Raw genomic sequence first — 21,675 nt, 5'->3', positions numbered from 1 at the left:
ACCTCACTCAGCTCAGAGGCTTCCTGGTGTCAGCCGTGGGAATCCTGGGAAGCGGCTGGCCGACGACCCCGCAAAGCTCGGCGGTGATTTTGCGGGGCACAACGGTGGTGCCGGTGTGGTTGTGGGGCGCTGCCAGGTTACCCGCGGGTGATGGGGAGCTTCTTCGGCGCCGCGGGCAGGCCCTGCTCGGGCAGCGGGGCACGGACTTCCAGGACCCCGTTGACGTAGGTGGCCTTGATGTCTTCTTCCTTAACCCCTTCAGGGAGCGGGATGTTCCGGCTGAATGACCCGTAGCGGAACTCCGACCGGTAGCGTCCTTTGTCCTTGTGCTCTTCTTTTTCCTGGCGCTCGGCGCGAATCCGCAGGAACCCGTCGTCCATGGTCACTTCGACGTCTTTGTCCGGATCGACGCCGGGCATCTCAGCACGCACCACAAGCGTTTTACCGTCGACGAACTCTTCGACCCGGATGGGGGCGGGGCCTGTTGCCGAGTCGAACATGCGCTCTACGGAGTCCAGCAGCTCGGCCGGGGATCGCAATACGGTGTTGAAGGGGGAGGTCCACCGGGTCGATGCAAAAGGGGACCATTTGAGCAGATCAGACATGACGGGTTCTCCAGATTCCATGCAGGCAAAGGGCCGCGTGAGGGGCCGGTGTCAATCCAGTTAACACCTGCGGATGTGGTCCAGATAGGGACAAAAGACCCTCCTCCCGGGAGCCTTCGCACACGGTCTGCGTTCATGCCCGGAGCCCGGAAAATAGCGGATTTCGCACTTCATCCCTAACCTTCACTGACCTAAGGACTTAAGCCTCTGAAAGCCAGGCAACCGTAGCTTGAAGCTGGAAGCATAACCAGCGTGGCGCTGCACCACTCCCCGCTGGCGGCCGCACTCGAGCACCAAAGATTCCACCCCTTCAAACAAGGAAGAAAGCCATGTCGGCATCATCAGCACATCCGGGAATCGGCGCACGCCACCACCGCACGCCCCTCGAAATCACAGCCCTGGGCGCTGGAGCAGTTTTCGCTCTGGTGGGCGTCCTCGGTTTCATCCCCGGGGTCACCACGAACTATGCGGAAATGACCTTTGCCGGCACTGAGTCCGGCGCGATGCTCCTCGGCATTTTCCAGGTGTCCATCCTGCACAACATTGTTCACCTGCTCTTCGGAGCCGCCGGCCTGCTCATGGGCAGGTCCGCACTCCAGTCGAAGTACTACCTCATCGGTGCGGGCGCCCTCTATCTGGTGATCTGGCTCTACGGGCTGCTGATTGACCAGGCGTCGTCTGCCAACTTCATCCCAGTGAACACGGCAGATAACTGGCTCCACGTCGTTCTGGGAGTCGTCATGCTCGCCGTGGGGATCTTGCTTGGCCGCGGTACCGGCCAAGCGAAAGCGCGCTGATCCGCCCGGCAGCTGATCCGCCCGTCTGTCCTGCGGATCCCGATGCACCCGGGAAGCAGCCGGCTTGCCAGGGAAACAGTCCAATGACGTGCGAGGGATGATGTTGTGAACCGCGGGACCGGGGACCGGCACCATCCCCACGGGCCGGAACTGGACGAGATCCGGGCCCTGGCCCGGCCGCTGCAAACGGCTTCCCGACACCTGGACGGCCTGGTGGATTTATGTGCCCGGGCACGCTTCGTCTGCCTGGGCGAGGCTTCACACGGCACGCAGGAGTATTACCAGTGGCGGGCAGCCCTCAGCCGTCGTCTCATCGAGGAACACCAATTCAGCTGGATTGGGGTGGAGGGCGACTGGCCGGACTGTTGGCGCATCAACCGCTGGGTCCGCGGCCAAACCGACCAGAACCTCGATGCCCGGCAACTATTGGCCGGCTTCGAGCGGTGGCCCACCTGGATGTGGGCCAACCAGGAAGTGGCAGAGTTCCTCACCTGGCTGCGCGAATGGAATCTGGCCCGACCGGAAGAACAGCGCACCGGCTTCTACGGACTGGATGTCTATTCCCTGTGGGATTCCCTGAGGGAAATCTTCGGCTGGCTCAACGCCAACGCACCCGAGGCCATGCCGGCAGCAATGAAGGCCTGGCAGTGCTTTGTACCGTTCCGGGAAGACCCCCAGCGGTATGCCTCGGACACCCGCCTGGTACCACGATCCTGCGAGGCGGACGTGGTGATGCTTCTGGCCGAGGTGCACCGGCAGACCTTCGGCCGGGTGGAGGACGATGCTGCAGCTTTTGACGCAGTGCAGAACGCCATCGTGGCGGCAAACGCCGAACGCTACTACCGGACCATGATCCGCGGTGACCGGCAATCCTGGAACATCCGGGACCACCACATGAGCGACACCATAGACCGGCTGGCACGCCACCACGGCCCCGGCTCCAAGGGACTGGTCTGGGCGCACAACACGCATATAGGCGACGCCAGGGCAACGGATATGGCGCTGGACGGCATGGTCAACATCGGCCAACTCATGCGCCTGCGCCATCACGGATCAGTAGTCCTCGTCGGCTTCGCGTCCTATGGGGGATCCGTCACTGCCGCGCCGGCCTGGGGTCTCCCGGAAGAGGTCATGAACGTCCCGGCAGCCGTACCCGGAAGCCACGAAGACCTCCTCCACGCGGCACTCGAAAGCCCGTCCACTCTCGTGTTCGGACCGGACCGGGCGGGCCACTGGCTCTCCTCCTGGCGCGGCCACCGCGCCATCGGGGTTGTCTACAACCCCGACCGCGAAAAAGGCAACTACGTCCCCACGACCATGGGCCACCGCTACGACGCATTGCTGTGGTTCCCGCAAACAACAGCGCTGCGGCCGCTCCACCATGAACACCTGCCCGGCGAACCTGAGCTCGAAACCGAACCGACAGGCTTCTAAGCGATGCCTCGAGACAGAAGCGTAACCCTGATTGCGGTAGGGCCCGGCGAGGCGATCGAAAGGAAAGACAAGTGACCAGCACCGGTTCGTTCTTGATTATTGTTGGTTTTGACGGTTCCGGGCATTCCCGGGCAGCACTGGACTGGGCCATGGATGAGGCCCGCCAGCGCCACGGCCAGCTCCGCCTCGTCACAGCCTGGAACAAGGCTCCGTTGGCGTGGTATCCGGCTGTCCTGGAAACGGCGGCAGGCGAAATTGCCGCCGAAGAGTCTCCAGAGCAAGCCGCGCGGACGCTTCAGGGTGAGGCGCTGAAGACCGCTGCAGACGGAGGCGTGACCGCCGCAGGACACCTCGTCAATACCAACTCACCCGCTTCGGCAATACTCGACGCCGCCAAGGACGCGGACCTTATCGTCGTCGGTTCCCGGGGTCATGGCGGTTTTCCCGGGTTGCACCTGGGCTCGGTTTCGACGCAGGTCGTCAATCACGCACAATGTCCTGTTCTGGTGGTCCACTCCAAGGCGTGACCTCCCCGGAGCTTCCCTTCACTGGTCCCAATGGACATGCCCTTTCCAGCCGGCACAAAGATGCAGTTCCCGCGGGATGCGATGCGGACCGTGCCCTGTTGTAGGGCGCAGTCCGGGCGTAGACTTAAATCGCCTGCAGGTAACCATCAGATGACGCCGGGTCGTTCAGGACATGAGAATGTCCGGGCCTTCTCTTAGCGAGATCGCGAAGGTACCTGCAGGTTCTGCGCTTAAGGACTTGCGCGGCGCTTGCAAGCAGAATCCCTGCGTTCGAGCGATGCGCAGGTGTCGTCGGGAACGCCCGGAATCCACTGGAATTGCCCTTGCGGTACCGGAAAGTAGGCGAGAAACTAGTTATACGTTCTTCGAAAGAAGGACGGGAACGAACAACCAGGGGAACCTTGGAACACGCCGTGGATCTGATCCATGGTGGTCTGCCGGTGACGAGGCAGGAAGCGCCGGGATTCCCGCAAGTTCGGGAGATGATGTTCGTCATAACGGAATCAAAACAGTCGAAGCCCCTTCAGCCTGGCTGATGGGGCTTCCCCTTATTCGGCGCCAGGCCACGCCCCCTGCTCAGAGCAGCCGTTCCCGGCCGTTTACCCTCACCCCAAACCCCGTAGCGCAGTCGTGGTCATCAGCGCCGGCTGGCCATCCTCAAGGCAACGAAGCGGCAGAGCCTGGCGGCTCAGGAGGAATCGGCGGCCCGGAAGCTGGCTCCGCCGTCGGTGGAAACGACGAGCCTTTCGGCGGTCGCGGCCCAGATCCGTGGCTTGCCTTCAGCGCCGGTTACAGCTGTCATTGCCTGGACCTGACCCTCGATTTGGCCGGTGCGGGTCCAGGTTCTTCCGGCGTCGGCGGAGTAATGCACGGTCCCGCCGGGTTCGACGCCGATGACCTCCGTGGCGCCGGCGAAGGCGACGAACTGGACAATGGGGGCTGTGGCGTTTAGTTCCCAGGTTTTCCCGCCGTCGGTGGAGCGCTGGAGCCCTTCGCGGGTGGTGGCCAGAACGGTGTCGCTCTCCGGGGTGCCTGCCAGGACGGCCGGAACGAAGCCCGCCCTTGCCGGGGTCCAGGTTTTTCCGTCCGGGCTGGTTTGAAGCGTCCCGTCGTAGGCGACGATGCCGGACGCGGTGGCGGCGAGGGCGTGAAAATCAGATTCGCCCTGGCGGGAGAGCTGTTCCCATGTCTTGCCGCCATCGACGGACCTGATCAGGCCCATGGGGTTGGGCAGATCGGAGCCGGGGCCGGGATGTCCGGATGCGTAGAAGACACCTTGGTCAGCCGCGCCGGTAAAGCCCATCAGATCGTTGGTGGCGCCAATTTTGGTGCCCGGTAGTTTGGTGACGTCAAACAGGCCTTCATGGGTGGCAAGCAGCACCTGGTCCGTTTTGCGGTTTACGGTCAGGCCGTGGACATGGGAGCTGGGCAGCCCGGAGGTGGCGGTTGCCGGGGCAGGGCCGGCGCCCGGACTACCGGGTGTAGCGCCTGGGACGCAGGCGGAGAGGGTAAGCAGGAGGGCAGCGGCGGTGAACGCGGCCGAGGACCTGCCGGTGGTCAGAACACGCATGCCGAGGATCCGGTCATCGGGGCCGGAACGGCCGCGGGGAGTCCTGCGCGGCGAAGCGTGGCAACCGCAGGGGCGCAGGCCGGCTCGGTCATGGGTCCTCCTTCGCGGACAACGTTTATGTTCAAGACTATCGGCCCAATGGCGGGACGCTGTCCGGTACAACGAGCCTGCGGCGGGTTCCGTTTCACCCCGGTCAGCCGGCCGGGGCGGGTAGGGATTTCGGCCCTTGCGGTGGACTTTAGGCGGCATCACACTGGGGGCAACAATGGCAGGCACCTCCTGAAGGGCATAAGTCATAGGCGGTGAAGTGTTCAGGATCGCGGCGGGCTTGGACGGTTCTGCACCGTCCGGGCACAGCTCCCGGGATGCCCGGGGTGAGCAGGATAGCCGTGACCGCTGACCATTCCTCCCACCACATGCACCGGGGAGCGGGGGCGCGGGGCGGAGCGGTTCCTGCCGGACCGGGCATCCGGGGCAGGATCCAGGCGCTATGGCACACTGTGGTCGGCGCCGTCGGCCTGATCATGGGCCTGTTGCCGCACGTTCTGCACCACATCGGCCTGCTCGCCGGGACTGCCCTGGTGGCAGGGTCCGGCGGCACGGCACTTTTCGGCGCGCTGGGGCTTCTGGCATCGGTTCCCCTGCTGGTCCGGCTTTACCGGCGGTTTGGCAGCTGGATCGCACCGGTGCTGGGACTGCTGGTTTTCGCCGCCATGTTTTCCCTGTCCGCGTTTGTCATAGGTCCCGCGATCAGCGGCACCGGGACGGACATAACCCCCGGACCGGTGCCCACCGTGGATCACTCCGGAGGGCATACCGGCGGCCACTGAACGTCCGGGTTCGTGTGAGCGCGCCAGCTCGTGGGGTATCCGGGAAACATCTGTTTTCCTCGGGCCGTTTGACCCTTTCCCCGTGCCGTGGTGCGGCCAATACTTTCCGGTATGAGCACTAGCCCGGAGCCGCAGCTCCCCATACCCAGGCCGTCGGGGCCTTGGGCGCAGGGGCTGCTGACGGTCCTTATCGCGGCCACCGCGGTGTACCTGGTCACGAACCACTGGCTGCATGTCCTGGACGCGTTGCCGTACCTGTGGGTGGTGCTGATGATGTCGATGCATCTCTTCATGCATGGCGGCCACGGCCATGCCGGTCACGGTGGCGCTGGCCGTGGTGCGGGCCGGCCGCACTCCGGAGGGGGTGCCGGGCATGCCCACTGACTACGGGTATGACCTGTGGTGGCTGGTTATCCTCAATTCGGCAGTGTTCATCATTTTCGCGTTCAGTTTTGTCCGGCCCAGGACGAAGCTGGACTGGCGCGCCCTGGGCGGTTTCTCTGCTTTCATCGTGGCGCTCTTTACCGAGATGTACGGTTTTCCCCTGACCATCTATCTGCTGTCGGGCTGGCTGGGGAACCGGGTCCCGGGCCTGGACCTGCTGAGCCATAACACGGGTCATTTGTGGCAGGACCTCACGGGCTGGCAGGGGGACCCACACCTGAGCCCGCTGCACCTCCTCAGCAATGTGCTGATCGCAGCCGGTTTCATGTTGCTTTACCTGTCCTGGCAGGTCCTGTTCGCCGCGCAGCGCGAGCACCGGCTGGCCACGTCGGGCCCCTACGCAAAGGTGCGGCATCCGCAGTACATGGGGTTTTTGACGATCATGGCCGGGTTCCTGCTGCAGTGGCCCACGCTGCTGACACTGCTGATGTTCCCGGTCCTGGTCATCGTGTACCTTCGCCTGGCCCGGAAGGAGGAGCGGATGATGGAGGCCGAGTTCGGCGAAGCCTATGCCGCGTACCGCCGGGAGGTCCCCGGCTTCGTCCCCCGGTCCGGTCGGGGCCGTGCCGGGACCGGGCAGAAGTTGCAGGAAGGCCCGTGACAGCCATGCGGGCGACGACGGCCTGAAGGGTGGCATCATGCTGTTCCTGGCGGTAAAGAACCTCGTCCAGGAGAAAACCCGGCTGCTGATCAGCGTGGGCGGGGTCGCGTTCAGCGTGCTGCTGATCATGAGCATCCAGGGCCTGTATCAGGGCTGGAGCAACAAGATCGGTGAGTACATCCGCACCGTCCCTGCCGATTACTGGATCACCCAGACGGGCGCGACGGACATGTTCCACACCCCCTCCGTGCTGCCCCTGACCGTCAGGGATTTTCTGAGCGGGGTTGACGGTGTCGCCAGCGCCAAGCCCTTCAGCGGCCGCCGGGTGGCGTTCGCGCATAACGGCAAGGACATCAACCTCTACGTCATTGCCGATGACACGGAGAATAATGTCGGCGCACCCGCCCGGGTGGTCGAGGGCAAAGCCGTGCCCGATAAGGGCGAAATCATCATCGACCGGGTGGTAGGGCGCAGCCAGGACATCAGGATCGGGGACACCATCCCCGTCGCAGGCAGGACGCTGAAGGTCGCCGGCTACTCCGAGGGCGGATACATCCTCAGCTTCTCCTTCGCGTTCACCACCAAGGAAGACGCCGAAAGGATCCTGCAGCTCCCCGGAGCCACCAACTTCTTCCTTGTCACCGTCAAGGACGGCACCGACGCCGGCGCGGTCGCATCCCGGATCGAAGCGGACCCCGCGGTGGACGCGATCACCAAGGACAGGTTCGTGGAGAACAACACAAACATCGTCCGGGACACCTTCCTGCCCATCATCCTGGTGCTGCTCTTAATCGGGATTGCCGTGGGCATGACCGTGATCGGCCTGACCATCTTCACCTCAACCATCGAAAAAGCGCGCGAATACGGTGTCCTTAAAGCGATCGGGGTAAGCAACCGCCAGCTCTACACCGTTGTGATCGAACAGGCCATCACGGCCGCCGTGCTCGGGTACCTCGTCGGGGCAGGCCTTGCCTTGGCCGTCAGCGGGGCCGCGGGACTCTATGTCCCGGAGTTCATCACGGAAATCCGCTGGCTGGACGCCGCCTGGATCCTCGCGGTCACACTGGTGATGGCCGTTGTGGCTTCACTGCTGCCGGTGCGCCGGCTGTCACGGATCGACCCGGCGGAGGTGTTCCGGGCATGAGAATTGTCGACGTCCAGGACGTGTCCAAGACCTTCGGGTCCGGGCACACCGCCGTGACCGCGGTGGAGCACGTGTCCCTGAGCGTTGGCCCCGGGGACATCGTGCTCGTCATGGGCCCCTCCGGATCCGGGAAAACAACCCTGCTGTCCATGATCGGCACGCTCATGTCCCCTTCCGGCGGCCGGATCCTCATTGCCGGGCAGGACACCTCCAACCTTTCACCTGCTCAACTGTCCCGGCTGCGGCTGCGCGAATTCGGTTTCGTCTTCCAGACCTTTAACCTGCTCTCGGCCCTGACTGCCGAGGAAAACGTCATGCTGCCACTGATCACGGCGGGAGCAGCCAGGAAAGCGGCGCGGACAAAAGCCCGGGCCGCGCTGGAACAACTCCAGCTCGGACACCGGCTGCCGAACCTGCCCCGGGACCTCTCCGGCGGCGAGAAGCAACGCGTGGCCATCGCACGGTCCCTGGCGAACGACCCGCGGCTGATCCTCGCCGACGAACCCACCGCCAACCTGGACGCGAAAACAGGCCAGGACGTGACCCTGCTCCTGTGCGGGACGGCCTGCCGGGAAAATCGGGCCGTCATCATCGTCAGCCACGACCAGCGGCTGCGGACCGCGGCCAAACGTGTCCTCACCATTGAAGACGGCCGGCTCACCGCCGAAGAAGCCGGGGAACACAACCGCTACTGCAGCATGCACCCGGAAGCGGCACCGGCATGAAAATGACCGATGAAGAACTGCTCGCAGTCCTCGCCGACCCGGCCGATGACCCGGCCCGGATGGAACGGATCAGCACCGAAATCGACGCCGGATTCAGCCTCCTCTCACACCGGCTCGGCAAAGCAGTCGCCGTCTTCGGATCAGCACGCCCCGGCCCCCAGGATCCCCGCTACGCGGTGGCCCGGACCCTGGGCGCCCGGTGCGCAAAGGCCGGGTTCGCCGTGATTACCGGGGGCGGGCCGGGACTGATGGAAGCTGCCAACCGCGGCGCCACGGAAGCCGGCGGCACCTCGGTCGGACTGGGTATCGAACTTCCGAGGGAACAGGCGTTGAACCCTTATGTCGATGTGTCCATGACTTTCCGGTACTTCTTCGCCCGAAAACTCATGTTCGTCCGCTACGCCTCGGCCTTTGTTGTCCTTCCCGGCGGGTTCGGCACACTTGATGAACTCTTTGAAGCCCTCACCCTCGTCCAGACCGGCAAAATCCACGAGTTTCCCGTCGTCCTGATCGGGACCAGGCACTGGACCGGACTGACCGACTGGATCCGGGAGCAGCTCCAAAGCCAGGGATTCATTGCAGCCCAGGACATCCGCCTGCTGCGGTGCACCGACGACATCGACGAAGCCGTGGAATTGATCCAGCACTGCCACCTGCGCCAGCTCGCCCGGTGATCCGGGACGCGATGAATGTGCCGCCCGCCGAACAGCCCCGGACGCCGGGGACCAAAGACTCTGACGCTTCCCGGCGCCAAGGACGATAGTGAACGGTAGGGCAGTGGTGCATTGCTCCCACGCGGTGAAGGTCCGGCAACGGGTGAAACGCCCGCTGCCTTCCCGGACAACCCTGCGAAAGGACCCGCGATGACTGCTGACAGGAAGGCCACCGCCGACGGAGCAGTAGACGCTCCTTTGAAGAGCACCGTCGTGGAGGTGCGGGGCCTGCACTGGGCGACCTCCAAAGCGGTCATTGAACGCGTGCTGCTGCAGCGGCCCGGAGTCACCGCCGTCGATGCGAACCCCGTCGCCCAGACCGCCACCGTGAAGTTCGACCCGTCACTGACGTCCGTGAAGCAGATCTCCGGATGGGTCCGGGACTGCGGATACCACTGCCGGGGCGAATCGGTCCCGGATCACGTGTGCTACCCCATGGACGAGCCCCTGCACGCCCCGGCCAGGACCCGGGGTGCCGGGCATGCCCATCCGGCGGCCGGCGAACATGCAGGCCACGGCCCCGCCGGCCACGGGGCGATGCACGGAACCCCGCAGGAGATGATGGGCCACGGCGGACACCACGCCGGGATGTCGATGGATGACATGGTCAGGGACATGCGCAACCGGTTCCTGGTGGCCGCCGTCCTGTCCATCGGTGTGACGCTCTGGTCCCCGATGGGCCGGGACATGCTCGGCTTCACCGCCCCGACACCGTTCGGGCTCCGCGATGACGTCATGGCCCTGATCCTGTCCCTGCCCGTCATCTTTTACTCCGCCTGGATCTTCTTCGACGGCGCCTACCGGGCACTGAAGGCCCGCACCCTGGACATGATGGTCCTGGTCGCGATTGCCGTCGGCACGGGCTGGCTCTACAGCGTGTGGGTTACACTCACCGGCGGCGGGGAAGTGTTCTACGAAGCCGCCACCGTCCTGGCCGCCTTCGTGCTGCTGGGCCATTGGTTTGAAATGCGCGCCCGCGGCGGGGCGAATGAGGCCATCCGGACCCTGCTCGAACTCGCACCTCCGGTCGCGGTCGTCATCCGCGAGGGCGGGACAGTGGAGATCCCCACCTCCGAAGTCCTGGTGGGGGACTTGCTGCTGATCCGGCCAGGATCCAAAATCCCCGTCGACGGGCAGGTCGAAGAGGGCCAATCGGAGGTTGATGAGTCCATGGTCACCGGGGAGAGCCTCCCGGTCGCCAAGACCACCGGCTCCGAGGTGATTGGCGCGTCCATCAACACCAGCGGCACCCTGCGGGTCCGGGCCACCAAGGTCGGGGCCGATACCGCCCTGGCCCAGATCGTCGCCCTCGTCCAGGAAGCCCAGAACTCCAAGGCCCCCGGCCAGCGGCTGGCCGACCGGGCCGCGTTCTGGCTGGTCCTGGTCGCCCTGGTCGGCGGAACCGTGACGTTCGCGGCCTGGCTCGCCCTCGGCGCGGGGGTCCAGGCCGCGCTGCTGTTCGCCATCACCGTCGTCGTCATCACCTGCCCGGACGCCCTGGGCCTGGCCACACCGACAGCCATCATGGTCGGAACCGGGCTCGGGGCCAAACGCGGCGTATTGTTCAAGAACGCCACCGCCCTGGAGGTTTCCGCACGGATCGATACTGTCGTGATGGACAAGACCGGAACTCTCACCAAGGGCGAACCGGAAGTCACCGACGTCGTCGTTGAGGGCATTGACCAAGGAGAACTGCTGGCCCTGGTCGCCGCCGTGGAAAAGGAATCCGAACATCCCCTCGCCGCGGCAGTGGTTCGGCACGCCGAGGAACACGGCGCCGCCGCCCTGGACGCCAGCGACTTCCTGAACGTTCCCGGCCACGGGGCCGGCGCAACCGTAGGGGGACGCAAGGTCCTGGTGGGCAACCGCAAGCTCATGGCAGACGAGAACATCGAACTGGGGCCGTTGGCTGCGGTGCGCAGCGAGCTGGCAGGAACCGGACGGACCGCCGTGCTCGTCGCCGTCGACGGCCGTGCCGCGGCCGTGGTGGCCCTGGCGGACGCCGCCCGGGAAACCGCGCCGGCGGCGATAGCTGCCCTGCACGAGGCCGGGATCGAAGTCGTTATGCTCACGGGCGATAACGAAGCCACCGCCCAAAGGATCGCCGGCCAGCTCGGCATCGACACCGTCATCGCGGAAGTGCTCCCAGGTGACAAATCAGCGAAGATCGCCGAACTGCAACAGGAGGGCAAGAAAGTCGCCATGGTCGGCGACGGCGTCAACGACGCCCCAGCCCTGGCCCAGGCTGACCTTGGCATCGCCATCGGTGCCGGCACCGACGTGGCCATCGAAACGGCCGACGTCGTGCTGATGCGCTCGGACCCGCTGGACGTGCCCATCGCCCTACGCATCGGCAAAGGAACCCTGCGGAAGATGCGCCAAAACCTGGGCTGGGCTGTCGGATACAACGCAATAGCCCTGCCCATCGCGGCAGGGGTGTTCGCGTTCGCCGGGATCGTCCTCAGCCCCGAGATCGCGGCCCTGTCGATGTCAGGTTCCAGCTTCCTGGTCGCCGTCAACGCCCTGCTGCTCAAAAGGCTCCGGCTGCCCCGGCCCGAAACGCCCGAGGCCACCACCGCCCGCCCGGCCCGGCCGCTGGCCCCGGCCGGCAGCCGTTAGGTGCCCGGGCCAAGAGCATCGAACTTTCCAGCGGCGCGGCACCAAAACCATGCAGGCGGAGGTGGCACTGCTTTCCCGTCTGCAAGCTGTGGTTGAAGGCGGCCAGGCGTACTCAGCTTCAGGCGAGGTTCAGCGCCCGCTGCCCCTCGCGAGGGCAGCCTTCTCCGCGGTGGCCAGCATGTCGGTAAAGGTCGCAGTCAGCATCTTGTCGATCAACGGCCCGGTGAACCGGCCAACGGGGCCACCGCGGGGTACATACCGGTAGTCGAAGGTGGCCAACGTCCCGCCGCCATCGGGCTCCAGCGTAAGCGTGGATTCGGCCTGCTTGAACGGCACCAACGCGCTGGGTTGATTCCGTGTATCCACCCTGCGACCCTCCTCCCAAACGGTGACGGTTTCATCCATGCTGCCCATCGGCTTCAGGTCGACGCGGCGCCGAGCACCCACGCCGCTGGTCTTGCTGCCAAGGGGTCTGGTGGCCCTGACGCCGTTCCAGTGACTCGCGAGATTGGGGAAGTCTGCAAACAGGGCCCACAGGGAACCCGTGGACGCGGGAATACTACGTTGCACCGTGATGTGACGTTCAGGCATGAGGATCCCTCCAATGCTCAAGGCCGCGGATAACTTTAGATTCCCCCCATGCGACATCGAATGCAATGGCCGCGGAATGGCCGCGGGACCTCAGCCGGTTACTGTGTCGCCGTGCCGGTGGGCGACCTTCCATGCACCGTCCTCGCGGCGGTAAATCTGGGTTGCCCGGAGCACGTAGCTGCGCGGTTCGCCGTCGACTGAGGCTGAAGTGTGTTCCAGGCCCGCCGTATATGCCATGTCGCCCACGATGTCGTAGGCCTGCAACTCGAATCTGTACGAAGTGCAGTTGGAGAACTGCCTGGCAAGGCCCGTGAACAAGTCGTCCAGTTCCTGCTGTCCGAAGGCATTGCGCCATGCACCAAGGACGCTCACGGGTTCGTTGCGGGACCAGAGTGCCCTGCGCGGGGCGGCATTACCGTTATGAATGGCGAGTTCCGCAGCGTGCAGCTCGGTCCTCACCCAGTCCAGGAAATCGGCGCGATCGCTCATGCCACCAGTATGATCCCGGCACCTCGGCCGCTGCGACCCCTTCCTCCGGTCCGGCTGCGGTCCTCACGCCTCCTCAGCCGCTGAACGCCGTCGTCCTGGCAACGCCGTCGTAGCCGCCCGAAGGCGCCTTGAGCCCGTAAAGGGCACCGACGGTCGGGGCCACGTCCACCGTCCGCGCAGGATCAGAGGACGTCCGGCCGCGGAGCACCCGGGGGCTGCCGCCGGAGATGAAGAACGGGATGGGTTCGGTGGCGGGATGCCCGTGGTTGCCGGGTATGGGATTCGAGACGATGTAGGGGTCCGAGAACCGCCAGCCGGCACGGCAGAAGGCCACCAGGTCGCCGGCCTCCGCCCCCAGCCGCAGCTCGGCAGGTGCCTGCACCGACAGCACGCCGGGGTGTGATTCGACCAGGGAACGCACGGCCTGGAGGCCGGCCGCCTTCTGCTCCGAGGGGCCGGTCCAGTACAGCAGGTCCGCACCGCCGTTCTGGGCCACGGTGATGGAGGACCGGAGGTCCGGCCGGGCCTGGAGGATCAGGTCCACCGAAACCACATTGGTGGGCAGTGACCAGTCCATGGAGTGGTCCGCAAGCACCACCAGGACGCTGGACTCCCACTTGCCCGTATCAACCAGGTGGTCCACCAGCCGGCCCACCTGCAGGTCGGTGTCCGCGAGGGCAGCCGTGCGTGCGGCCTGCAGCGTGGTCCCGGTCAGGTCCGAGTGCCCCATCCGGTCAACGTCGCCGAGGTTGGTGAACGTGAAGTCCGGGTCGGGGCCGCTAACGATGGCCAGCAGGGCGTCCATGGTCGCGGCGTCCGGCGCGTGTCCTGTCACGGGCAGCAGGGGATAAGGCTCCCAGCGGTAGCTTGCCCGCGTGCCGAAGATTCCGTAGAGGTACTTCTTGCTCAGGACGGAGGCGGTGGTGAAGCCGGAGTCGCGCAGGCGTTCAAGCAGCGTGGGAAAGCGGAGGTCGGTTTCGCGGTCCATGTCCCTGGCTGCCCCCTCGGCGGGATCGTAAACCGAGTTGGCGGGGACTCCGGACCTGTCCGGCCGGACGCCGGTCATCATCATGACGTGGTTCGGGATCGTCTCCATCACCGGCAGCGACCTGGCGGCAGGGAAGTTGGTGCCCTGCGTCCGCAGCGCGGCGAGCCGCGGGGTCAGCTCAGGGGTGATCTCGTCCGGCCGGCAGCCGTCCACCACAAGGACATAGGTGCGCGTCCGGGCGGTGCCGGGATTCGTCGCCGGGCCGGCCCACGACGTGCCGGGCGCCGCTGAAAGGACGACGGCGGCACTTCCGGCGCCGGCGAGGCGCAGGAACTGGCGGCGGTCCGGGTTCACAGCGCGCCGCCGGTTGCCGCGACGACTTTGCCGGTGCCGGCACCGACCCTGAAGGAGGTGGACAGCGTGGCCGCCGAGGCCTGCGCAGTCCGGTCGGCAAGGACGTACCAGTCCATCCGGACTCCCGCAGGAGTGACATCCAGGACGGAGTAGCCGTGCGAGTCGAAGTCGAGGTACTTCACGTGGGGGTTGGCCGTCCTGATGGCCGCCTCCACCGCCAGGGAGGAGGTCCGCGGTGGAGCGTTCAGTATGTCGTCGAGGTTGTCGCTGGTCACCGACGTGCAGACCAGTTCCGCCGCCACCGAATCGCCGGTGGTGGGGTAGGTCAGGGGATCGGCGGGGAGGTCGCAGGCCCACCCGGAGTGGATATCGCCGGTGAGGAAAACGGTGTCCTTGATTGCCTGGTCCCGCAGGTGCCGGACCACCCGGCTCCGGTCCGCCTCGTAACCGTCCCACTGGTCCACGTTGTAGGGGACGCCGTCGACGGTGGTGCCGCCCATGAGCTTCTGGACCCCCGCCAGTTCGGCCAGGCTGAGCGTCGAGGGAACCCGGACGGGGGCTATCATCACCGGGTTGCCCACCAGCTTCCACTGCGGTCCGCCGGACGTAAGGTTGCCCAGCAGCCAGTCCATCTGCGCAGCTCCCGTGATGGTCCGGTCCGGGCTGTCCACCGCGGGGTCGAGCCCGTTGGCGGCCTGCTTGCTGCGGTAGGAGCGAAGGTCCAGCATGGACAGGCTGGCCAAGGCCCCGAAATCAAGGCGGCGGTACAGCGGACCTCCGGGCTGGTAGCGCACGGGCATCCACTCCGCGTAGGCCTGGTTGGCAGCCGCGCGGCGTTCGGCCCAGGGCCCCTCTGCGCCCTCGGTGTGGTTTTCCGCTCCTCCGCTCCAGGCATCGTTGGCCGCTTCATGGTCGTCCCAGGTGACGATGGAGGGTGCAGCCGAATGCAGGGCCTGCAGGTCGGCGTCTGTTTTGTACTGGGCGTGCCGGCGCCGGTAATGCGAGAGGGTGGTCATTTCGACGGCGGGATCGTGCGGGCGTACGACGACGTCCCTCGCCTGGTATTCCCCGGGTGCGTACTCGTAGAGGTAATCGCCGAGGTGGAGCACGGCGTCGAGGTCCCCGCGCTGGGCGAGGTGGCGGTAGGAGCTGAAGTAGCCGGCCTGGTAGTTCGCGCAGGAGACGACGCCGAAGCGGAGCTGCTCCACCTGGGCCCCGGCCGCCGGTGCCGTCTTGGTCCGGCCTGTGGCGGACATCCCGCGGCCCACTGTGAAGCGGTACCAGTAGGGGGTGCCCGGCTGCAGGCGATCGGCGACCACCTTCACGGTGTGGTCACGCTCCGGCCCGGTCTTCACCGAGCCCTTCGAGACGATCCTGGTGAAGGCGGGGTCGGCCGCCACTTCCCAGTTCACTGTTGCGGCGGGGCCGAGTCCCGAGCCGGGTGTGGCTTCCGGGCTGGGGGTCACCCGGGTCCAGAGCACCACGCTGTCCGGGTGCGGATCGCCGGAGGCAACCCCATGCGCGAACAGCGGATCAGCCGCCTGGGCAGGGCTCGAGACGAGGGGCGCCACTCCGGCGACGGCCGCGGTAAGGCCGCCTGCGCGGAGGACCTGGCGTCGAGTGGGCGATTGTCCGTACTGGCGGGTAACAAAAGGCATGTACTCCAGTATCAACGCCCCGTGCGGCGCAATTGGCGGATTTTGCCGGATGTTCACCAAACGTCCCACCGAGGTTCGCCTGCAGTTTCGCCCCCTTCAGGCCCTGGGGCCGGTTGCAAGCCTCCTAATAGACGGAGCCCTCGAGCAGTTCCGACAGCCTGCGGGCGGCGCGTCGCAGCTCCGGGACATTGGCCTTGATTTTCTCTTCGGTCGTCGCCTCTGCCGGGCAGTTCAGCGCCATGGCCTCGTTGGCGCGGCCTGCCCTGTTGGTCAAGGCAACCCCGACGGAGAGCACGCCCACGACGCGCTCGTTCGCGGAATACGCGTAGTCCAGGCCTGGCCCGGGCAGCCGCGACCGCAGTTCCTCAACCGTGAATCCCGGCTCCTCATGGCCGGCGGCGATCGCGGCCGCCACGACCTGTTCGAGCTCTGCGTCAGAAGCGTCTGCAATCAGGATTTTCCCTGCCGCGCCGCGGGTCAGTGGCAGGCGTTTACCCAAGGGAAGGTCGTACTGCATGGGCGCCTTGCCTTGAACCCGCGCCACCAGGATCCGCTCGTTCCCGAGCCGGGTATGGAGAGAAACGGACATGCCGGTCTGCGTTGCCAGCTGTTGCAGGACCGGACGTCCGGCAACCGCCAAGGGATCGTTCTCAAGGAAGCTCTTTGCTGCCGGTAGCACGGCCGGCCCGATCCGGTAGGACTTGTCTGTCTGGCTCACCATGCCGAAATCCTGCAGCACCCGCAGGATCCGGAGCGTGGTGGGCAGGCTCATGCCGCAGTTCCTGGCCAGGTCGCTAAGCCGCTGGGGGCGCTCGGCGCGCTGCAGTTCCGCGAAGACCTCCATGGCGCGGGAGAGGGAACGCATGTTCGAGGCCTTGGGGCCCTCGTCTGCCGGGCTGCCCGCGGGCGTGGGTGTCGTCGTAGCCATCCTTTCATTCTATGTAAGTTCCTTGCGCTTGACAGCGCGTGTGTCTGCTGTCACTATTTCTCTGTACGCAATATAGTTTCATTCTGTGGAATGCAATGACGCAGCGTGAAAACGACGCACAGTAAGAAGGAACCAATGACAACGGAGTCAGTGATGACCAAACCAACGAGCACTGGCCGGGTGGCCCCCTCCGTGCTCGTGGGGATCGGCGCTTTCGCCGCCGTCGGCGTCTACGTCCTGGTCAGCTCGCTCGGCCTCGGCCTCTGGACTTCCCTGGGACCAGGCCCTGGCCTGTTCCCCTTCGCGATGGGCGCGGTCCTCGCCGCCATGGCCGTCTTGTGGCTGCTCCAGGAACTCCGCAGTCCCAGCGAAACGGCGGAAGGCGTTGACCGCGGACTGGTGGCCGCCGTCGTCCTGAGCCTAGCGATCCTAGCGGCCGTCATGGACCTGATCGGCTTCCAGCTCAGCATGTTCTTCTTCCTCCTGTACCACCTGAAGCTGCGCGGCCGCCGGGGCTGGGTCTCCTCCCTGGTCACAGCGCTCGCTGGCAGCGTGGGCGCGTTCTACGCCTTCAACTACGGCTTGAACGTGTCATTGCCCGTCTCGGCCTTCCCCCTGCTGAACACGATCGGACTCTAGTCGTGGATATCTTCAACGAACTTATGGGCGGCTTTGCCGCCGCCATGACCTGGCAGAACCTGCTCTTTGCCTTCCTGGGCTGCCTCCTGGGCACCATCATCGGGGTCCTGCCCGGGATCGGTCCCGTCGCCGGCGTTGCACTTCTCATCCCGCTCACCCTGAACCTGGATGCCACCGGTGCCATCATCATGCTCTGTGCCATCTTCTACGGCACCGCCTACGGGGGAACCATCACCAGCGTGCTGCTGAATACTCCCGGCGAAGCCGCCTCCGCCATCACCACCATTGACGGCTACGCAATGACCAAGATCGGCAAGGCCGGAGCCGCCCTGACCATCGCCGCCGTCGGATCGTTTGTGGGTGGAACTGTGGCCACCATCGGCCTGGTGGCGGCGGCCAAGCCGCTCGGGGAACTGGGCCTGCTCGTGGGGCCGCCGGAATTCTTCGCGCTGATGGTGGTGGGCATATCCCTGCTTGTTGCGCTCGCCGGCAAATCGATGGTCAAGGCGGTGATCTCAGGTGCCCTCGGCCTGCTGATCGCCATGGTGGGCATCGACCCCGTCGCCGGTGCCCCCCGGTTCACCTTCGGCATGGACCGTTTGCTCGACGGCGTCAGCTTCGTTGCCGTGATTGTGGGCGTCTTCGGTCTCTCCGAACTCCTGTCCTATCGCAAGGGCACGGCAACGCCCACGGTGCACGCCCCGAACTTCCGCTCGTTGCTTCCCACCGGCAAGGAATGGCGCCGGAGCGCACCGGCCATGGCCCGCGGCACCGGGATCGGCTTCGGCCTGGGACTCATCCCGGGCATGACCGGCTCCGTTTCGTCCCTGCTGGCCTACGGCGCCGAGAAGAAGTTCTCCCGCCACCGCAGCGAACTGGGCAAGGGCGCCATCGAAGGTGTTGCCGGCCCTGAAACGGCCAACAACTCCCATGCCAACGCCGCCCTGATCCCGCTGTTCACCCTCGGCATTCCGGCGTCGCCCACCATCGCTGTCCTGATGGGCGCCTTCCTCCAGCAGGGCCTCACCCCAGGCCCCACCCTGTTCACCGAACATTCCGAAATCGCCTGGGCCATCATCGCCAGCCTCTTCATCGGAAACCTCCTCCTCCTGGTCCTCAACGTTCCGCTGGTGGGCCTCTGGACCTCCATCCTCCGTGTCCCGTCGTCGATCCTGACCGCGCTGATCCTGCTCTTCATGGTGATCGGCGCCTACACCATCAACTTCAGCGTCTTCGATGTCTTCGTGATGATCGGCTTCGGGCTCCTGGGCCTCGCCCTCCGGCACCTGGACATCCCGCTGGCACCCATGGTGCTGACCCTGGTCCTCGGCCCGCTGATGGAACGCTCCTTGCGCGAATCCCTCGAAATTTCGCAGGGCGACTTCAGTATCTTCACCAGCCGCCCCATCTCAGCAGTCCTGATCGGCCTGGGATTGCTGATCGTCTTCAGCCCAATGCTCAAGCTCCGCAAGCCGAAAGCGCTCAATGAAGACCCCGAAACCTAAACCCCTTCCGGTACTGCCCCCAACACCCCTTCAAAGGAGAAGAACCATGAAAACCCGTTCCCGCATCGCCGTCGCCATCGCGGCAGCATCCCTGATTGCACTCACCGGCTGTGGCGCCAACGCCGGAGCCACCAACGCCTCCGCCGGCGACTTCCCGAAGAAGGGCAAGACGATCGACCTCGTGGTCGCCTTCTCGTCGGGCGGTGCCGTGGACACGGCCGCCCGGCTCATCCAGCCCATCCTGGAAAAGGAACTCGGCACCAACGTGGAGGTCATCAACAAGCCCGGCGCCGGCGGCCAGATCGGTTACACCCAGCTGACCAGCGCGGCGCCGGACGGCTACACCATCGGCGCCACCGGTTCCCCGTCCGTCGTCGTATCACCCCTGGATCCAGCCCGCGGCGCCAAGTACACCCGCGACAGCTTCCAGCCGCTGGGCCGCCAGGTCATCGACCCCGCCGTCATTGCGGTCCAGCCGGACAGCCCGTACCAGACGCTCACGGAGCTCCTGGATGCAGCCAAGGCAAACCCGAAGTCCATGACCGCGAGCACCACCGGCCTGCAGACCGGCGAGCACTTCGCCATGGCGCAGATCCAGCAGGTGACCGGTGCGGAGTTCGCACCCGTCCACTTCTCTGAAGGCGCATCACAGGCAACCACGGCATTCCTGGGCAAGCACGTTGACATCCTGGTGGCGAACGTCAGCGACGTGACGGACCTGACCAAGCAGGGCAAGGCCCGCGTCCTGGGTGTCATGACGTCCGAGAGGTCCCCTTCACTGCCGGACGTTCCCACGTTCAAGGAAGCTGGCTACGAAGTTGAAGCGGGGACCGCCCGTGGCTACTCCGCCCCCGCCGGACTGCCTGAAGCCGTAGCAACGAAGCTTGAGGCTGCCATCCAGAAGGCCATCGAAGATCCGTCCGTCGTGCAGAAGATGAACGACCTCGGCCTGCAGACCAGCTACCTCTCCGGCAACGACTACAAGCAGTTCTGGGCCGGGCAGGAAGAGGACTTCAAGAAGGTCCTCCCGCTGGTCCAGAAAACCGACTGACCCTCCAGCAACCACCGGACGGAAGCCATCATGACAACACCAGCAAGCGACATCATCGACGCCGATTTCCCCCGCCCCGCCAGGGACGTTGTGGAACGCCTCGCCAAACTGCCGGCCGCCAACATCGGCGACGCCATGGACCGGCTTGGCGTCGCCGACTCCGCCATCCAGGCGATCTGGCCAGGTGCCAACCTGGCCGGGCCTGCCTTCACGGTGTGGACCCGGCCGGGGGACAACCAAGGCATCCACAAGGCGCTGGAGCTGGCCCGGCCCGGCGATGTCATTGTGGTGGCCGGCGGCGGCGACTCCTCCCGCGCACTGCTCGGTGAACTCATTGGTGAACGTGCCATCAACCTTGGCATCGCGGGTTTCGCGCTTGACGGAGCAGCGCGCGACGCCGAGGCGCTGGGTGAGATCGGCATGCCCGTCTTCGCCCGGGCTACTTCCCCCGCCGGCCCCTACAAGAACGGCCCCTACCGCCTGGGGACGCCGCTCGCTTTCGGCGGCGTCCCCGTCCTGCCGGGCGACGTCATCGTCGGCGACTCAGACGGCGTCGTGGTGATTCCCCGGGAGCAGGCAGCCGCCGTCGCCGAAGCCGCCGAAGCAGTCTTCGCCGATGAAACCAGCCGCCGCCAAACCATCGTCGCTGCCCGCCACTAACGCAAGAAAGACAGAGAAACCATGACAGCGGTAACCGTTATTGGCCTCGGCGAAGCCGGCGCCACCTACGCCGCGGCACTCCACGCCGCCGGCCACAAGGTCACGGGCTTTGATCCCGTTGCGCCCACCGCCCCCGCCGGCGTCACCCGCGCGGCGACTGCCGCCGAAGCCTGCATCGGAGCAGACATTGTCCTGGTGATGACGGGTGCCGCCGCGGCGCGCAGCGTCGCCGGGGAGTGCCTTCCGGTCCTCGAAACAGGCAGCTGCTACGCGGACTTCACCTCATCCTCCCCCGGAGTCATGCAGGAACTCGGACAGCTGCCAAGCAAAGCCGCCTTCGCCGACGTCGCCATCCTGGGACCGGTTTCCGCACTGGGCGAAAGGACGCCCCTGATGGTCAGCGGAAAGGGTGCCCAGGCGGTGGCCCGGCTGCTCAGCCCCCTTGGCGTCGACGTCGAAATTGCTGACGGGGAACCCGGGGCGGCCATGGCGCACAAACTCCTACGGAGCGTCCTGATGAAGGGCCTGGCCTCCGTGGTGGTCGAGGCAGTCACCGCGGGCCGGGCGGCCGGGCTCGAAGAATGGATCCGCGCGCAGATTGCGAACCAGTTGGCCGGTGACGGGCAGGCAGTGATTGACCGGTTCCTCACCGGGACTGCCAAGCACGCCGTCCGCCGCTCGAAGGAGATGCGGGACACCGCCGGCTACCTCGGCGACCTTGGAGTGCCCGCCGAGATGACCACCGCGTCCGCTGCCGCCCTTGGCCGCATCGCCCAGGAATCAGCGCCGGCCTTGCGCTGAGC

22 protein-coding genes are annotated in these 21,675 nt (G+C 65.9%); 15 read left to right on the top strand and 7 right to left on the bottom strand.

Features of this window, described 5'->3' with window-relative positions:
* Nucleotides 1–137: 137 nt before the first annotated feature.
* Nucleotides 138–605: an Hsp20/alpha crystallin family protein gene (locus GK109_RS09335; protein ID WP_157239978.1), complete on the bottom strand. Its 468-nt coding sequence runs from the start codon at nucleotides 603–605 to the stop codon at nucleotides 138–140.
* A gap of 329 nt (nucleotides 606–934) precedes the next feature.
* Between GK109_RS09335 and GK109_RS09330 the strand changes: the two genes are divergently transcribed.
* The 3 genes from GK109_RS09330 (at nucleotide 935) to GK109_RS09320 (ending at nucleotide 3,363) form a co-directional block, all read left to right on the top strand.
* Nucleotides 935–1,402 (top strand): DUF4383 domain-containing protein, encoded by a 468-nt coding sequence (locus GK109_RS09330; protein WP_157239976.1) that lies wholly within the window; start codon nucleotides 935–937, stop codon nucleotides 1,400–1,402.
* A 105-nt stretch (nucleotides 1,403–1,507) separates the two neighbouring features.
* Nucleotides 1,508–2,836 (top strand): erythromycin esterase family protein, encoded by a 1,329-nt coding sequence (locus GK109_RS09325; RefSeq protein WP_370460498.1) that lies wholly within the window; start codon nucleotides 1,508–1,510, stop codon nucleotides 2,834–2,836.
* 71 nt (nucleotides 2,837–2,907) lie between these two features.
* Nucleotides 2,908–3,363, top strand: coding sequence for a universal stress protein (locus tag GK109_RS09320; RefSeq protein WP_323057945.1), 456 nt, complete (start codon nucleotides 2,908–2,910; stop codon nucleotides 3,361–3,363).
* Between the two features lie 688 nt (nucleotides 3,364–4,051).
* Here the strand turns inward: GK109_RS09320 and GK109_RS09315 are convergent.
* Nucleotides 4,052–4,933, bottom strand: coding sequence for a F510_1955 family glycosylhydrolase (locus tag GK109_RS09315; protein WP_157239974.1), 882 nt, complete (start codon nucleotides 4,931–4,933; stop codon nucleotides 4,052–4,054).
* A gap of 389 nt (nucleotides 4,934–5,322) precedes the next feature.
* On the opposite strand from GK109_RS09315, the gene GK109_RS09310 reads away from it, so the two are divergent.
* The 7 genes from GK109_RS09310 to GK109_RS09280 all read left to right on the top strand — a co-directional run bounded on the left by GK109_RS09310 (nucleotide 5,323) and on the right by GK109_RS09280 (nucleotide 12,009).
* Nucleotides 5,323–5,763 carry a hypothetical protein gene (locus tag GK109_RS09310; protein WP_370460497.1) on the top strand — a complete coding sequence of 147 codons (441 nt, stop codon included), beginning with the start codon at nucleotides 5,323–5,325 and terminating at the stop codon, nucleotides 5,761–5,763.
* A gap of 111 nt (nucleotides 5,764–5,874) precedes the next feature.
* On the top strand, nucleotides 5,875–6,147 hold the full coding sequence (locus tag GK109_RS09305) for a DUF2933 domain-containing protein (protein WP_157239971.1): 273 nt from the start codon (nucleotides 5,875–5,877) through the stop codon (nucleotides 6,145–6,147).
* Complete coding sequence (locus GK109_RS09300) at nucleotides 6,137–6,808, top strand: isoprenylcysteine carboxylmethyltransferase family protein (RefSeq protein WP_157239969.1); 672 nt, start codon at nucleotides 6,137–6,139, stop codon at nucleotides 6,806–6,808. Before GK109_RS09305 ends, GK109_RS09300 begins: the two co-directional genes overlap by 11 nt.
* 37 nt (nucleotides 6,809–6,845) lie before the next feature.
* Complete coding sequence (locus GK109_RS09295; protein ID WP_197432433.1) at nucleotides 6,846–7,952, top strand: ABC transporter permease; 1,107 nt, start codon at nucleotides 6,846–6,848, stop codon at nucleotides 7,950–7,952.
* Complete coding sequence (locus tag GK109_RS09290) at nucleotides 7,949–8,677, top strand: ABC transporter ATP-binding protein (RefSeq protein WP_157239966.1); 729 nt, start codon at nucleotides 7,949–7,951, stop codon at nucleotides 8,675–8,677. Before GK109_RS09295 ends, GK109_RS09290 begins: the two co-directional genes overlap by 4 nt.
* Nucleotides 8,674–9,351, top strand: coding sequence for a TIGR00730 family Rossman fold protein (locus tag GK109_RS09285; protein WP_157239964.1), 678 nt, complete (start codon nucleotides 8,674–8,676; stop codon nucleotides 9,349–9,351). The genes GK109_RS09290 and GK109_RS09285 overlap by 4 nt, the downstream gene beginning before the upstream one ends.
* A gap of 189 nt (nucleotides 9,352–9,540) precedes the next feature.
* Complete coding sequence (locus GK109_RS09280; protein WP_197432432.1) at nucleotides 9,541–12,009, top strand: cation-translocating P-type ATPase; 2,469 nt, start codon at nucleotides 9,541–9,543, stop codon at nucleotides 12,007–12,009.
* Nucleotides 12,010–12,138: 129 nt separating this feature from the next.
* Here the strand turns inward: GK109_RS09280 and GK109_RS09275 are convergent, their stop codons facing one another.
* The 5 genes from GK109_RS09275 to GK109_RS09255 form a co-directional block, all read right to left on the bottom strand.
* Nucleotides 12,139–12,600, bottom strand: coding sequence for an SRPBCC family protein (locus tag GK109_RS09275; protein WP_157239962.1), 462 nt, complete (start codon nucleotides 12,598–12,600; stop codon nucleotides 12,139–12,141).
* Nucleotides 12,601–12,690: 90 nt separating this feature from the next.
* Nucleotides 12,691–13,089, bottom strand: coding sequence for a nuclear transport factor 2 family protein (locus GK109_RS09270; RefSeq protein WP_157239960.1), 399 nt, complete (start codon nucleotides 13,087–13,089; stop codon nucleotides 12,691–12,693).
* Nucleotides 13,090–13,162: 73 nt separating this feature from the next.
* Nucleotides 13,163–14,431 carry an alkaline phosphatase family protein gene (locus GK109_RS09265; protein WP_323057937.1) on the bottom strand — a complete coding sequence of 423 codons (1,269 nt, stop codon included), beginning with the start codon at nucleotides 14,429–14,431 and terminating at the stop codon, nucleotides 13,163–13,165.
* Nucleotides 14,428–16,089: an alkaline phosphatase gene (locus GK109_RS09260; RefSeq protein ID WP_157239958.1), complete on the bottom strand. Its 1,662-nt coding sequence runs from the start codon at nucleotides 16,087–16,089 to the stop codon at nucleotides 14,428–14,430. The genes GK109_RS09265 and GK109_RS09260 overlap by 4 nt, the downstream gene beginning before the upstream one ends.
* Before the next feature lie 124 nt (nucleotides 16,090–16,213).
* Nucleotides 16,214–17,017 carry an IclR family transcriptional regulator gene (locus tag GK109_RS09255; protein ID WP_157239956.1) on the bottom strand — a complete coding sequence of 268 codons (804 nt, stop codon included), beginning with the start codon at nucleotides 17,015–17,017 and terminating at the stop codon, nucleotides 16,214–16,216.
* A 135-nt stretch (nucleotides 17,018–17,152) separates the two neighbouring features.
* Between GK109_RS09255 and GK109_RS09250 the strand changes: the two genes are divergently transcribed.
* Genes GK109_RS09250 through GK109_RS09230 form a run of 5 tightly spaced genes read left to right on the top strand, consistent with a single transcriptional unit; the run spans nucleotide 17,153 to nucleotide 21,673 of the window.
* Nucleotides 17,153–17,656, top strand: coding sequence for a tripartite tricarboxylate transporter TctB family protein (locus tag GK109_RS09250; RefSeq protein ID WP_157239955.1), 504 nt, complete (start codon nucleotides 17,153–17,155; stop codon nucleotides 17,654–17,656).
* Nucleotides 17,657–17,658: 2 nt separating this feature from the next.
* Nucleotides 17,659–19,161, top strand: a complete 1,503-nt coding sequence (locus GK109_RS09245; protein ID WP_323057934.1) for a tripartite tricarboxylate transporter permease — start codon at nucleotides 17,659–17,661, stop codon at nucleotides 19,159–19,161.
* Between the two features lie 46 nt (nucleotides 19,162–19,207).
* Entirely contained in the window at nucleotides 19,208–20,212 is a 1,005-nt protein-coding gene (locus tag GK109_RS09240; protein ID WP_157239953.1) for a tripartite tricarboxylate transporter substrate binding protein, read from the top strand.
* A 30-nt stretch (nucleotides 20,213–20,242) separates the two neighbouring features.
* Nucleotides 20,243–20,872, top strand: a complete 630-nt coding sequence (locus GK109_RS09235) for a methyltransferase (protein ID WP_157239951.1) — start codon at nucleotides 20,243–20,245, stop codon at nucleotides 20,870–20,872.
* 21 nt (nucleotides 20,873–20,893) lie between these two features.
* Complete coding sequence (locus GK109_RS09230; RefSeq protein ID WP_157239949.1) at nucleotides 20,894–21,673, top strand: NAD(P)-dependent oxidoreductase; 780 nt, start codon at nucleotides 20,894–20,896, stop codon at nucleotides 21,671–21,673.
* The last annotated feature ends 2 nt before the right edge of the window (nucleotides 21,674–21,675 follow it).

The sequence above is a fragment of the Pseudarthrobacter sp. GA104 genome (assembly GCF_009741265.1).
GTDB lineage: Bacteria > Actinomycetota > Actinomycetes > Actinomycetales > Micrococcaceae > Arthrobacter.
The sequence above is the reverse complement of the archived record's forward strand: the minus strand, read 5'-3'. Positions and strand labels throughout refer to the sequence as shown.